The following is a 12,507-nucleotide window of genomic DNA, read 5'->3' as shown; positions in this document are numbered from 1 at the left end:
TGAACGGTCGGGGGCCGCGGCGCCCGCCGGCGGAGGCCTACAGGGGGGTGACGTACGCGCCCGAGATGCCTCCGTCGACCAGGAAGTCGGTGGCGTTGATGAACGAGGAGTCGTCGCTGGCCAGGAAGGCGACGGCGGCCGCGATCTCGGTGGGCTCCGCGAACCGGCCCAGCGGGATGTGCACGAGGCGGCGGGCCGCCCGCTCCGGGTCCTTGGCGAACAGCTCCTGCAGCAGCGGGGTGTTGACCGGCCCCGGGCACAGCGCGTTCACGCGGATGCCCTCGCGGGCGAACTGCACGCCGAGCTCACGGGACATGGCGAGCACGCCGCCCTTGGAGGCGGTGTACGAGATCTGCGAGGTGGCGGCGCCCATGATGGCCACGAAGGAGGCGGTGTTGATGATGGAGCCGCGGCCCTGGCGCTGCATGTACGGCAGGGCGGCCTTGCAGCACAGGTAGACGGAGGTGAGGTTGACGTCCTGGACCCGCTTCCAGGCCTCCAGGCCGGTGGTGAGGATCGAGTCGTCGTCCGGGGGCGAGATGCCCGCGTTGTTGAAGGCGATGTCGACGGAGCCGTAGGTGTCGAAGGCGGTCTTGAAGAGGGCCTCGACCTCCTCCGGGCTGGTGACGTCGACCTTCACGAACAGGCCGCCGACCTCCTCGGCGGCGGCCTTGCCGGCCGTCCCGTCGATGTCGGCGCAGACCACGTTGGCGCCCTCGGAGGCCAGGCGGCGAGCGGTGGCGAGGCCGATGCCGCTGCCGGCTCCGGTGATGACGGCGGTGCGGCCGACCAGGCGGCGGCAGACGATCTCGGTGTCAGAAGTGGTCATGATGGGCTCAGGCCTCCGTGCTGATGAAGACGTTCTTGGTCTCGGTGAATGCGGTGAGGGCGTCGGGTCCGAGCTCGCGGCCGAGTCCGGACTGCTTGTAGCCGCCGAAGGGGGTCCAGTAGCGGACGCTGCTGTGGGAGTTGACGGACAGGTTGCCCGCGGCGACGGCGCGCGAGACGCGCAGCGCGCGGCCGATGTCGCGGGTCCAGAGGGAGCCGGAGAGCCCGTACTCCGTCGCGTTGGCCAGGCGTACGGCGTCCTCCTCGTCCTCGAAGGGCAGGACGACGGCGACGGGGCCGAACACTTCCGCGGTCGCCACGGGCGCGGTGGGGGCGACGTCCGTGACGAGGGTCGGCGGGTACCAGAAGCCGGGGCCGTCGGGGGCGGTGCCGCGGATCGCGGTGAGGTCGTCGGTGACGTACGACCGTACGCGGTCCAGCTGCGCGCGGGAGATCAGCGGCCCCATCTGGGTCTTCTCGTCGGCGGGGTCGCCGACCACGACGCCCTCGATGCCGGGGGCGAGCAGCTCCAGGAACCGGCCGTACGCGGAGCGCTGGACGAGGATCCGTGTACGGGCGCAGCAGTCCTGGCCGGTGTTGTCGAGGAAGGCCATCGGCGCCGCCGCGGCGGCCGCCTCCAGATCCGCGTCGGCGAAGACGATGTTGGGGCTCTTGCCGCCGAGTTCGAGGGTGACCCGCTTCACCCGGTCGGCGCACTTGGCCATGATCTGCTTGCCGACCGGGGTGGATCCGGTGAAGACGATCTTCGCGACGCCCGGGTGCTCGACGAGCGCGTCCCCGGCCACGGTGCCGAGGCCGGGGAGCACCTGGAAGAGGTGCTCGGGGATCCCGGCTTCGAGGGCGAGTTCGGCGAGGCGCAGTGCGGTGAGCGGGGTGGTCTCGGCGGGCTTGAGGAGGACGGCGTTGCCGGCCGCCAGGGCCGGGGCGAGGCCCCAGGCGGCGATCGGCATGGGGAAGTTCCACGGGGCGATCACGCCGATGACGCCGAGGGGTTCGAGGAAGGTGACGTCGATGCCGCCGGCGACGGGGATCTGCCGGCCGGAGAGCCGCTCCACTCCCCCGGCGGCGAATTCGAGCAGGTCGCGGACGTTGCCGGCTTCCCAGCGGGCGTTGCCGATGGTGTGTCCGGCCTCGCGGACCTCCAGCTGGGCCAGCTCCTCGATGTGCCCGTCGACGACCGCGGCGAAGCGGCGCAGCAGCCGGGCCCGGTCGGCGGGGGCCGCGGCCGCCCAGCCGCGCTGGGCGGCGGCGGCCCGGGCGACGGCGGCGTCGACATCGTCCCGTGTGGCGGCCGGGACGATGGCGACGACTTCCTCGGTGGCCGGATTCAACACGCTCAGATTGAAGGGGGCCGGCGCATCGGACACGTGGTGCCTCTCAGGAGTTCGGTGAGGGTGGCTACGGGGGGGTGGCTACAGGCGTTCGAAGGAGCGGCGCAGCTCCCAGTCGGTGACGGCGGAGTCGTACGCGTCCAGTTCCACGCGGGCCATGTTGCGGTAGTGGGCGACCACTTCGGGCCCGAAGGCGGCCTTGGCGATCTCGCTGTTCTCCCAGAGCTCCGCGGCCTCGCGCAGGGTGGTGGGGACGTGCGCGAAGTCGGCCGTGTAGGCGTTGCCCGCGCAGGCCTCGGGCAGTTCGAGGCGGTTCTCGACGCCGTAGAGCCCGGCCGCGACCAGGCCGGCGACGGCGAGGTACGGGTTCACGTCCCCGCCCGGGAGGCGGTTCTCGAAGCGCATGGAGCGACCGTGGCCGACGACTCGGAGCGCACAGGTCCGGTTGTCCACGCCCCAGGCGACGGCGGTCGGCGCGAAGGATCCCGGCCGGAAACGCTTGTACGAGTTGATGTTCGGGGCGTAGAGAAGGGAGAAGTCGCGCAGCGCGGCCAGCTGGCCGGCCAGGAAGTGTCGCATCACCGGTGACATTCCGCCCGGACCGTCGCCGGCCATCGCGTTGTGCCCGTCGGCGTCGCCCAGCGAGAGGTGGATATGGCAGGAGTTGCCCTCGCGCTCGTCGAACTTGGCCATGAAGGTGAGCGAGACGCCTTCCTGGGAGGCGATCTCCTTGGCGCCCGTCTTGTAGACGGCGTGCTGGTCGCAGGTGGTCAGCGCCTCGTCGTAGCGGAAGGCGATCTCGTGCTGGCCGAGGTTGCACTCGCCCTTCGCGGACTCGACGACCAGGCCCGCGGCCTGCATCTCGTTGCGGATCCGGCGCAGCAGGGGCTCGATGCGGCCGGTCCCGAGGACCGAGTAGTCGATGTTGTACTGGTTGGCGGGGGTCAGCCCGCGGTAGTTGGAGTTCCAGGCCTGCTCGTAGGTGTCCTGGAAGACCATGAATTCCAGCTCGGTGCCGACCATGGCCGTGTACCCGTGCCCGGCGAGGCGCTCGAGCTGGCGGCGCAGGATCTGCCGGGGCGCGGCGACCACGGGCGAGCCGTCGTTCCAGGCGAGGTCGGCCAGGAGGAAGGCGCTGCCGGGGTTCCAGGGGATCCGGCGCAGGGTCGCGAGGTCGGGGTGCATGGCGAAGTCGCCGTAGCCCCGGTCCCAGGAGGACATCTCGTATCCGTCGACGGTGTTCATGTCCGTGTCGACGGCGAGGAGGTAGTTGCAGCCCTCGGTGCCGTGGGCGAGGACCTCGTCGAGGAAGAACTGTGCGGCGAACCGCTTGCCCTGGAGCCGCCCCTGCATGTCGGGGAAGGCCAGGACCACGGTGTCGATCTCGCCGCTCGCCACGAGAGCGCGGAGCTCCTCGGGCGCGAGCGGCGGCTTGCGGTCTACCACTGGAATCTCTCCTTCGGTGAGCCGAGAAGCCCTAAGGTATTGAATAGAACCATTGCTTGGGAAGGGGAGGAGCCGAGATGACCGACACGGCGAGCGAAGGCGGCGCGATCGCGCGGCTGAATCCGGTACTGCGGCAGGTGCGGGCGGGCAACGGTTTCGAAGAGGCCCTGGAGCAGATCCTCCAGGTGGTCCGACTGGGCCTGGTGCCGGGCGGCGAACGGCTGCCGCCCGAGCGGGAGCTGGCGGAGCGGATGGGGATCAGCCGGGTCACCCTGCGCGAGGTGCTGAAGGTTCTCCAGGACCAGGGCCTGGTGGAGGCCCGTCGCGGACGGTACGGCGGAACGTTCGTGCTCCCCCGCCCCGACACCCCGGCCGGCGGCACCGAGGACGAGCTGCGCCGGCGCGTGGTGGGCGTGGACATCGAGGACGCTCTGCGGTTCCGCGAGGTCCTGGAGGTGGGCGCGGCCGGACTGTGCGCCTCCCAGGGGCTGACCGAGGAGGGCTCCGAGCGGCTGCTCGGCGCACTGACCGCCACCCATGACGCGCCGCTGACCGACTACCGCCGCCAGGACACGCTCTTCCACCTCACCCTGTGCGAGCTCGCCGGATCGGCCAGCCTCACGGCCCAGTACGCCGCCGTCCGGGCCACCGTGAACGACCTGCTGGACTGCATCCCGCTGCTGGTGCGCAACCTGGAGCACTCCCAGCAGCAGCACAGCGCGCTCGTGGAGGCGGTGCTGGAGCGCCACGCCGACGCGGCGCGCGAGGTGATGCGCGAACACTGCTGCGGAACGGCCGCCCTGCTGCGCGGATTTCTGACCTAGGGGGTGTCTTGCCGATCGGGCCGGAGCCCGGCCCGATCGGCAAGACACCCCCTGGAACCGGCGCGGAAACGGACGCGGCGGGAGCGGCCCGAGAGGTTTTCGTAACCCCTGTTTAACGCAGGGGTCTTGCGCACTCCACTCCGCTACGGCAAAGGTACGCCCCACAACCATTGCCCTAGGCAGGAGCGCACATGGCCGACGACACCGAGGCACGGCTCGCAGCCGTACCCGAACCCACCACGTCCCCCGAGGGCGCGGACAGCTACCTGGAACGCCGTACGCTGCGCCGCGGCAGCGCCGGCTGGCTGCTGCTGACCGGCCTCGGCGTCGCGTACGTCGTCTCCGGCGACTTCTCCGGCTGGAACGTCGGCCTCGCCCAGGGCGGCTTCGGCGGGCTCGCCATCGCCACCGTCCTCATGGGCGCGATGTACGCCTGCCTCGTCTTCTCCCTCGCCGAACTCTCCGCGATCCTGCCCACGGCGGGCGGCGGCTACGGCTTCGCCCGCCGGGCGCTCGGCACCTGGGGCGGGTTCCTCACCGGCACCGCGATCCTCATCGAGTACATCCTGGCCCCGGCCGCGATCTCCATCTTCATCGGCGACTACGTCGAATCCCTGAACCTCTTCGGCCTCACCTCCGGCTGGCCGGTCTACCTCGCCTGCTTCGCGATCTTCATCGGCATCCACCTGTGGGGCGTCGGCGAGGCCCTGCGCTTCTCCCTCGTCGTCACCGCGATCGCCGTGCTCGCGCTGATCGTCTTCGCGCTGGGCGCCTTCACCGAGTTCGACCCCTCGAACCTCGACGACATCGCCGTGGACACCACCGCCGCCGGATCGAGCTCCTGGCTGCCGCTGGGCGTGCTCGGGATCTGGGCCGCCTTCCCCTTCGGGATGTGGTTCTTCCTCGGTGTCGAGGGCGTACCGCTGGCCGCCGAGGAGGCCAAGGACCCGGTGCGCTCCATGCCCCGGGCCCTGTCGATCTCCATGGGCATCCTGGTCCTGCTGGCCCTGCTCACCTTCCTGGCCTCGACCGGGGCGCGCGGCGCCGACGCCATCAAGGACGCCGGGAATCCGCTGGTCGTCGCCCTCGACGGCAACCCCGGCCTCTCCTGGCTGAAGACCTTCGTCAACTACGCCGGTCTCGCGGGCCTCGTGGCCTCCTTCTTCTCCCTCATCTACGCCGGTTCCCGCCAGCTCTTCGCCCTCTCCCGGGCCGGTTACCTGCCGCGCTTCCTCTCCCTCACCTCGAAGCGCAAGGCCCCGTACCTCGGCCTGCTCATCCCCGGCGCGATCGGCTTCGCGCTCGCCGCGGCCACCGGGAACGGCCCGCGCATGCTCAACATCGCGGTGTTCGGAGCGACCATCTCGTACGCGCTGATGGCCCTGTCCCACATCGTGCTCCGCAGGCGGGAGCCGGGCCTGGAGCGCCCGTACCGCACGCCCGGAGGCATCGCCACCTCCTCGGTGGCCTTCGTCCTCGCCCTCTCGGCCCTCGTCGCCACCTTCCTGGTGGACAAGGACGCGGCGTTCATCGCCCTCGGTGTGTACGCGGTCGCCCTCGCCTACTTCGCGTTCTACAGTCGGCACCACCTCGTGGCCTCCGCGCCGGAGGAGGAGTTCGCGGCGCTGGCCGAGGCCGAGGCCGAACTCACCCGCGACTGACCGCCGTTACTCGACCCCTTGGAGGCAGGAACCGTGCCCAGGCCGCTCATCGGCATCACGACCTACGTGGAGGAATCCACCCGCTACGCGGTGTGGGACGTCCCGACGTCCCTCGTGCCCACCGGGTACTACGAACTCGTCCAGGCGGCGGGCGGCGCGGCCGTGCTGCTCCCGCCGGACGAACCCGGTTCGGCGGCGGAGGTGCTGAGCCGGCTGGACGGCCTGGTCGTCGCGGGCGGCCCCGATGTGGACCCGGTCCGCTACGGGGCCGACCGGGACCCCCGTACGGGCGCTCCCGCGACCAAGCGGGACGAGTGGGAACTCGCACTGATCGAGGCGGCCTTGGCGGCGGGCCTGCCGGTACTGGGCATCTGCCGGGGCATGCAGGCGCTGAACGTGGCCCTGGGCGGCACGCTGATCCAGCACATCGACGGCCATGTGGCGGCCCCGGGCGTCATGTCCTGGCACCCGGTCCGCCCGGTCGAGGGCACCCGGTACGCGGCGCTGGTCCCGGAGGAGGCGGAGGTTCCGACCTACCACCACCAGGCCGTCGAGCGGCTGGGCGAGGGCCTGATCGCCTCGGCGCACGCGGTCGACGGAACGGTGGAGGCCATCGAACTCCCCGACCCGGGGCACTGGGTCCTCGGCGTCCAGTGGCACCCGGAACGCGACAAGGACACCCGCGTGATGTCCGCGCTGGTCGAAGCGGCCACCCTCACGGCGGCGTCCTTGGCCTGACGGACCCGCCGGCCGGCCCCCGGCACAAGCACGTGCGCGGGCGCGGGCGCGGTCCCGCAGGGGCACGGCAGGCACGGCATGCCCCTGCACGGCCGCAACAGGCGACCGGTCAAGGACCGGAGGTCACGAGCGGGCCCGGGTCAGCGACAGCAGGTCGCGGGCCGGGCCCGCCGGCCTGTTCCCCACCGGCCACACCGCCCGCAGGGCCCGCCCCAGGGCGGCCCCCGTCACCGGTACCTCGACGAGGCGCCGCGCCGCCAGCTCCTCGCCCAGCGCCAGCTCCGACAGCACGCACGGCCCCGCCCCGCTCAGCGCAGCCGCCTTCACCGCGGTCGTCGACGCCAGCTCCAGCAGCGGAGCCGCCAGCCCCCCGCTCTGCGCCAGCGCGGCGTCCAGCACCTGCCGGGTCCCCGATCCCCACTCCCGCAGGATCAGCGGGGTCGCCGCCAGCTCCGCCGCCGCCACCCCCCGCGTGCGGCGCGCCCACGCGTGCCCCGGGGCCACCGCCACCACCAGCCGGTCCTGCGCGATCACCACCGAGTCCAGCCCCTCCGGCACCGACAGCCCCTCCACGAACCCCAGGTCCGCCTCATGGGCCAGCACCCGCTCCGCGACCACGGCCGAGTTCCCCGCGTGCAGCGACACCGCCGTCCCCGGCCGCTGCCCGCGCAACGCGATCAGCCACCCCGGCAGCAGGTACTCCGCGATGGTCATGCTGGCGGCCACCCGCAGCCGCGAGTCCCGCCGCCCGCGCAGCGCCTGCGCCCCGGCGTCGAAGGCCTCCGCCGCATCCACCACGCGCCGCGCCCAGTCGGTGACGAGCGCCCCCTCGGCCGTCAGGGTCGACCCCCGCGGCGAGCGGTCCACCAGCGCCACCCCCAGCCGCGTCTCCATCGCCCGGATCCGGCTGCTCGCGGCGGGCTGCGTGATGCCCATGCGCTTGGCCGCGCCGCTCAGACTGCCGATGCGGGCGACCGCGAGCAGCAGCTCCAGCGCCCCCAGGTCCGGTACCCGGTGTGCCAGCGGAACCCACTCCTCGTTACCCATAAAGTCAGTTTATGGCCTTATAGAGAGACGGCCTCTGCCGTCCGCCCGGCTCCGCCACGAGGCTGGATCCATGGCCACCACCCTCGCGCGACCCCGCGCCCACACCTCCCGGAACCCCGAGGCCCACAAGGCCTTCGCGGCGCTCCGCCACCTCGGCCCCAACTGGTACGCGTCCGTCATGGGCACGGCGATCGTCGCCAACGCCGGCGCGACCCTCCCGTACCAGGTGCCCGGCCAGCGCGTGGCCTGCCAGATCGTCTGGGCCCTGTCCGCGGCGGCCCTCGCCCTGCTGCTCACCGCCCGCGCCGGCCACTGGCTCCACCACCGCGACCAGGCCCGCGCCCACCTCCTCGACCCCGCGGTGGCCCCCTTCTACGGGTGTCTCGCGATGGCCCTGCTGGCCGTCGGCGGTGGCACCCTGATCGTCGGCAAGGACCTCATCGGCGTGCCCGCAGCCGTCGCCGTCGACGCCGTGCTCTTCACCGCCGGAACCGCGATCGGCCTGCTCATGGCCGTGGTGGTGCCGTACCTGATGGTGGTCCGGCACAAGGTCGAGGCCGCCCAGGCCACCCCCGTGTGGCTGCTGCCCCTGGTCGCCCCCATGGTCTCCGCCGCCCTGGGCCCCCTGCTGATACCCCACCTGCCCGCCGGCCAGCCCCGCGAGGCGCTGCTGCTGGCCTGCTACGCCATGTTCGGCATCAGCCTGCTGGCCACCCTGCTGATGCTGCCCCTGGTCTTCGGCCGGCTGATCGTGGGCGGCCCCCTGCCCCTGCTGCTGACCCCCACCCTGTTCCTGGTCCTGGGCCCCCTCGGCCAGTCCACCACCGCCGTCAACCAGCTCGCCGACGTGGCCCCCGAGGCGATCGGCGCCCCCTACGCCGGAGCGCTCGGCGCCTTCGCGGTGGTCTACGGAGTGCCCGTGATGGGCTTCGCCCTGCTGTGGCTGGCTCTGGCGGCCGCGATGCTGGTGCGGGCCGCCCGTAACGGCATGGGCTTCGCGATGACCTGGTGGGCGCTGACGTTCCCCGTCGGCACCTGCGTCACCGGCGCCGCGGGCCTGGCCCGCCACACCGGCCTGACCGCCTTCGCCTGGCTCGCGACCGCCCTGTTCCTCGGCCTGCTGACCGCCTGGGTGCTTGCCGCGGCCCACACGCTGCGCGGCCTGTTCACCGGCGCGCTGCTGCCCCGCTGACGGACCGCCGTCAGCGGGCGGCCCGCAGCGCCGCCGCCAGTACGGCCGGGGCCTCGGCCAGCGAGGGCCCGTACCAGGTGAGATGGCGGCCGCTGACGAGGGCGGAGGGACGGCCCGGGAAGGCTTCCGGGCCGTCCTCGCGCGTGAAGCGGTACGGCTCGTCGGGGAGCACCACCAGATCGCAGTCGGCGGCGGCCAGCTCCTCCACCGGCACCCTCGGATACCGCTCGGCGTTCCCGGCGTAGATGTTGTCCACACCCAGCCGGGCGAGCAGATCGCCCGCGAACGTGTCGCGGCCGAGCACCATCCAGGGGCGCCGCCACACCGGCACGAAGGCCCGCCGCGGGCCGGCCGTCTCCACCCGCGCCCAGGCCGCCTCGGCCTCGTCCAGCCACCGCGGCCGCGCCAGCCCCAGGGCCCCCACCAGCACCCGGGACAGCTCGGTCAGCGCCTGCGGCAGCTCCCGCACCTCGGTGACCAGCACCTCCACCCCGGCCGCGCGCAGCGCCGCCAGGTCCGGGGCGCGGTTCTCCTCCTCGTTGGCGATCACCAGGTCCGGGCGCAGCGCCGTGATCCGCTCCACGTCGGGGTTCTTCGTACCCCCGACGCGCACCGCGCCCCGCCCGTCGAGGTCCGCGGGGTGCGTGCACCAGTCGGTGACCCCGACGAGCAGCCCGGGGGCGCTGACCGCCACCGCCTCGGTCAGCGAGGGGACGAGCGAGACGACCCGCGTCCGGCCGCGGCTCACCGCCCGGGCGAGGGCGGCTCGGAGGTGGCGTGGATGTGGTCGCCGACCGCCACGACCAGGAGCCGGGTGTCCTCGGAGACGGCTCGCCAGCGGTGCCGTACGCCGCCGGACAGGAACAGCGCGTCCCCGCTCTCCAGCCGGTACGCCCGCCCCTCGGCCTCCACCTGGCAGGCGCCCGAGACCACGTACATCAGCTCGTCGTTGCGGTGCTGGTACTCGCGGCCGGCGTCCTGGTCCCCGGTGAACTCCAGCGCGTGCAGCTGGTGGTGTCCGCGTACGAGGGGGCGCACCCCCGGGACCGGCGTGAGTCCGGAGTCGTCCCCGGCCCGCACGAGGTCGACCGTGCGCGCGGTGTCGGAGGCGGCCAGCAGCTCGACGGCCGTGGTCTCCAGCGCGTCCGCGACCCGTTCGAGGGACCGCATGCTGGGCCGGGCCCGCTCGTTCTCTATCTGGCTGAGGAAGGGCACCGACAGGCCGCTGCGCGCCGATACGGCGGCGAGGGTGAGGTGCAGTGCCCGGCGCCGCTTGCGCACGGCCACACCCACCCGGAGCGGTTCCTTGGCGTCCTTGTCCCGTTCCTTGTCGTCCGAGCCGTCCCTGTCGTCCATGGCGGGGCTGCCCTCCCCTTGTCTGGTGCGTCGGCGTCCGTCTCACATCGGTGTGCTGTAAGCACCTTACGCAGCAACCGCCCCCGGTTTCGCGTGCAAGAGCCGACAAGGGTACGCCCCGGGTGAAACTCCCGTGCCATGTTCGAGCGCACTGACGGCCACTTTCCGTGCCCCCGGGCGTAACCGTCGGCTGCGGGCGCACCCGGGGGTTGCGGCATCATCGTCACCGTGACGACGACTCGACGCCTGATGCTGCTGGACACCGCCTCCCTCTACTACCGCGCGTACTTCGGCGTGCCGGACTCCGTGAAGGCCCCGGACGGCACCCCGGTCAACGCGGTGCGCGGGCTGCTCGACTTCATCGGGCGCCTCGTCCAGGACCACCGCCCCGACGATCTGGTGGCCTGCATGGACGCCGACTGGCGGCCGCACTGGCGGGTGGAGCTGATCCCCTCGTACAAGGCGCACCGCGTCGCCGAGGAGACCGAGAGCGGTCCGGACGTGGAGGAGACTCCCGACACCCTGTCCCCGCAGGTGCCGATCATCGAGGCAGCGCTGGACGCGTTCGGGATCGCCCGGGTGGGCGTCGCCGGGTACGAGGCCGACGACGTGATCGGCACGCTGACGGGGCGCGCCACGGGTCCGGTGGACATCGTCACCGGCGACCGCGACCTGTACCAGCTGGTGGACGACGCCCGGCAGCGGCGCGTGCTGTACCCGTTGAAGGGGGTCGGCACGCTCCAGGTGACGGACGAGGCGTGGCTGCGCGAGAAGTACGGGGTGGACGGCGCGGGGTACGCGGACCTGGCGCTGCTGCGCGGGGACCCGAGCGACGGGCTGCCGGGGGTCCCGGGGATCGGCGAGAAGACGGCGGCGAAGCTGCTGGACGCGTACGGCTCGCTGGCCGGGATCATCGCGGCGATCGACGACCCGAAGTCGAAGCTGACGCCCACGCAGCGCAAGCGGCTGGACGAATCCCGGCCGTATCTGGCGGTGGCCCCGAAGGTGGTCCAGGTGGCCTCCGACGTCCCTCTTCCGGAGTTCGACCCGGCTCTGCCCGCGGTGCCCGCGCAGCCGGAACTCGTCGACGCGCTGGCGCGCCGGTGGGGTCTTGGCGGAGCCGTGTTGCGTCTCGGCAGCGCGCTGCGCCCTTGAGGTGCTAACTTAGGTAATCCTAAGTTTCAGGGGAGCAAGGGGAGACGCCGTGGCAGAAGGACGCGCCCGCAAGATCGGCACCGCAGTCGTCGTGCGCACAGAGCGGCTGACGCCGCACATGGTGCGCGTGGTGCTGGGCGGCGCCGGACTGGTCCGGTTCAGTGCGGGCGAGTTCGCGGACCATTACATCAAGCTGTTGTTCGCCCCCGAAGGCGTCACCTACCCCTCGCCGTGGGACCTGGACCGGATCCGCGCCGAGTACGCGCGGGACGCCTGGCCGCGCCAGCGGGCATACACGGTCCGCTCGTGGGACCCGGTGCACCTGGAGCTGACGCTCGACTTCGTCGTCCACGGCGACGAGGGGCTGGCCGGTCCCTGGGCGGCCCGCGTCCAGCCGGGTGAACTCGTCCGCTTCCTCGGCCCGGGCGGCGCGTACGCGCCGGACCCGACGGCCGACTGGCACCTGCTGGTGGGTGACGAGAGCGCCCTGCCGGCCATCGCGGCCGCGATGGAGCGGATGCCGGCGGGCGCGCGGGTACACGCGTTCGTGGAGGTCGAGGGCCCGGACGACGAGCAGAAGATCGCCACCCCCGACGGCATCGTCCCGGTCTGGCTGCACCGCGGCTCCGGCCCGGTCGGCCGGACGCTCGTCGAGGCGGTCAGGACCCTGGAGTTCCCCTCCCGCGACGTCCACGCCTTCGTCCACGGCGAAGCCGGCTTCGTGAAGGACCTCCGCAGCCACCTGCGCCTGGAGCGCGGCGTCCCCAAGGAGCGCCTGTCGATCTCCGGCTACTGGCGCCAGGGCGAGACGGACGAGGGCTGGCGGGCGATCAAGCGCGACTGGAACGCCACGGTCATGGCCGAGCAGGAGTCCGCCGCCTGACCGCACCGGGCCGCCCCCGCCTCGC

Annotated in this window: 12 protein-coding genes; 6 read left to right on the top strand and 6 right to left on the bottom strand. The window is 72.7% G+C overall.

Annotated elements, in window-relative coordinates; all coding sequences use genetic code 11:
- Positions 1-37: 37 nt before the first annotated feature.
- The 3 genes from ACFXGI_RS04615 to ACFXGI_RS04605 form a co-directional block, all read right to left on the bottom strand.
- The gene (locus ACFXGI_RS04615) at positions 38-829 is read right to left on the bottom strand and encodes a 3-oxoacyl-ACP reductase (protein ID WP_384703186.1); all 792 of its coding nucleotides are present in this window, start codon (positions 827-829) and stop codon (positions 38-40) included.
- A 7-nt stretch (positions 830-836) separates the two neighbouring features.
- A complete protein-coding gene (locus ACFXGI_RS04610; RefSeq protein ID WP_384703442.1) occupies positions 837-2,189 on the bottom strand; it encodes an aldehyde dehydrogenase family protein in 1,353 nt (450 codons plus the stop codon).
- A 72-nt stretch (positions 2,190-2,261) separates the two neighbouring features.
- Positions 2,262-3,626, bottom strand: a complete 1,365-nt coding sequence (locus tag ACFXGI_RS04605) for a glutamine synthetase family protein (RefSeq protein WP_384703183.1) — start codon at positions 3,624-3,626, stop codon at positions 2,262-2,264.
- A 77-nt stretch (positions 3,627-3,703) separates the two neighbouring features.
- Here ACFXGI_RS04605 and ACFXGI_RS04600 point away from each other — a divergent pair, with 77 nt between their 5' ends.
- The 3 genes from ACFXGI_RS04600 to ACFXGI_RS04590 all read left to right on the top strand — a co-directional run bounded on the left by ACFXGI_RS04600 (position 3,704) and on the right by ACFXGI_RS04590 (position 6,849).
- A complete protein-coding gene (locus tag ACFXGI_RS04600; RefSeq protein WP_384703180.1) occupies positions 3,704-4,450 on the top strand; it encodes a FadR/GntR family transcriptional regulator in 747 nt (248 codons plus the stop codon).
- A 191-nt stretch (positions 4,451-4,641) separates the two neighbouring features.
- A complete protein-coding gene (eat, locus tag ACFXGI_RS04595; RefSeq protein WP_384703177.1) occupies positions 4,642-6,111 on the top strand; it encodes an ethanolamine permease in 1,470 nt (489 codons plus the stop codon).
- A 33-nt stretch (positions 6,112-6,144) separates the two neighbouring features.
- A complete protein-coding gene (locus ACFXGI_RS04590; RefSeq protein WP_384703174.1) occupies positions 6,145-6,849 on the top strand; it encodes a gamma-glutamyl-gamma-aminobutyrate hydrolase family protein in 705 nt (234 codons plus the stop codon).
- A 123-nt stretch (positions 6,850-6,972) separates the two neighbouring features.
- Here the strand turns inward: ACFXGI_RS04590 and ACFXGI_RS04585 are convergent, their stop codons facing one another.
- Entirely contained in the window at positions 6,973-7,896 is a 924-nt protein-coding gene (locus tag ACFXGI_RS04585) for a LysR family transcriptional regulator (protein WP_384703171.1), read from the bottom strand.
- A gap of 70 nt (positions 7,897-7,966) precedes the next feature.
- Between ACFXGI_RS04585 and ACFXGI_RS04580 the strand changes: the two genes are divergently transcribed.
- The gene (locus tag ACFXGI_RS04580; RefSeq protein WP_384703168.1) at positions 7,967-9,088 is read left to right on the top strand and encodes a TDT family transporter; all 1,122 of its coding nucleotides are present in this window, start codon (positions 7,967-7,969) and stop codon (positions 9,086-9,088) included.
- 10 nt (positions 9,089-9,098) lie between these two features.
- Here ACFXGI_RS04580 and ACFXGI_RS04575 read toward each other — a convergent pair whose 3' ends face one another.
- Together ACFXGI_RS04575 and ACFXGI_RS04570 are read right to left on the bottom strand one after the other, a co-directional pair.
- Positions 9,099-9,836, bottom strand: coding sequence for a helical backbone metal receptor (locus ACFXGI_RS04575; protein WP_384703165.1), 738 nt, complete (start codon positions 9,834-9,836; stop codon positions 9,099-9,101).
- Positions 9,833-10,444 carry a helix-turn-helix domain-containing protein gene (locus tag ACFXGI_RS04570; RefSeq protein WP_051805130.1) on the bottom strand — a complete coding sequence of 204 codons (612 nt, stop codon included), beginning with the start codon at positions 10,442-10,444 and terminating at the stop codon, positions 9,833-9,835. The genes ACFXGI_RS04575 and ACFXGI_RS04570 overlap by 4 nt, the downstream gene beginning before the upstream one ends.
- Before the next feature lie 249 nt (positions 10,445-10,693).
- Between ACFXGI_RS04570 and ACFXGI_RS04565 the strand changes: the two genes are divergently transcribed.
- Positions 10,694-11,599 carry a 5'-3' exonuclease H3TH domain-containing protein gene (locus ACFXGI_RS04565; protein ID WP_384703439.1) on the top strand — a complete coding sequence of 302 codons (906 nt, stop codon included), beginning with the start codon at positions 10,694-10,696 and terminating at the stop codon, positions 11,597-11,599.
- A 49-nt stretch (positions 11,600-11,648) separates the two neighbouring features.
- Entirely contained in the window at positions 11,649-12,482 is an 834-nt protein-coding gene (locus tag ACFXGI_RS04560; protein ID WP_384703162.1) for a siderophore-interacting protein, read from the top strand.
- The last annotated feature ends 25 nt before the right edge of the window (positions 12,483-12,507 follow it).

Origin of the sequence: Streptomyces sp. NPDC059355 (assembly GCF_042752335.1) — a bacterium.
Classification (GTDB): Bacteria; Actinomycetota; Actinomycetes; order Streptomycetales; family Streptomycetaceae; genus Streptomyces.
This window is presented reverse-complemented; position numbering and strand designations above follow the sequence as displayed.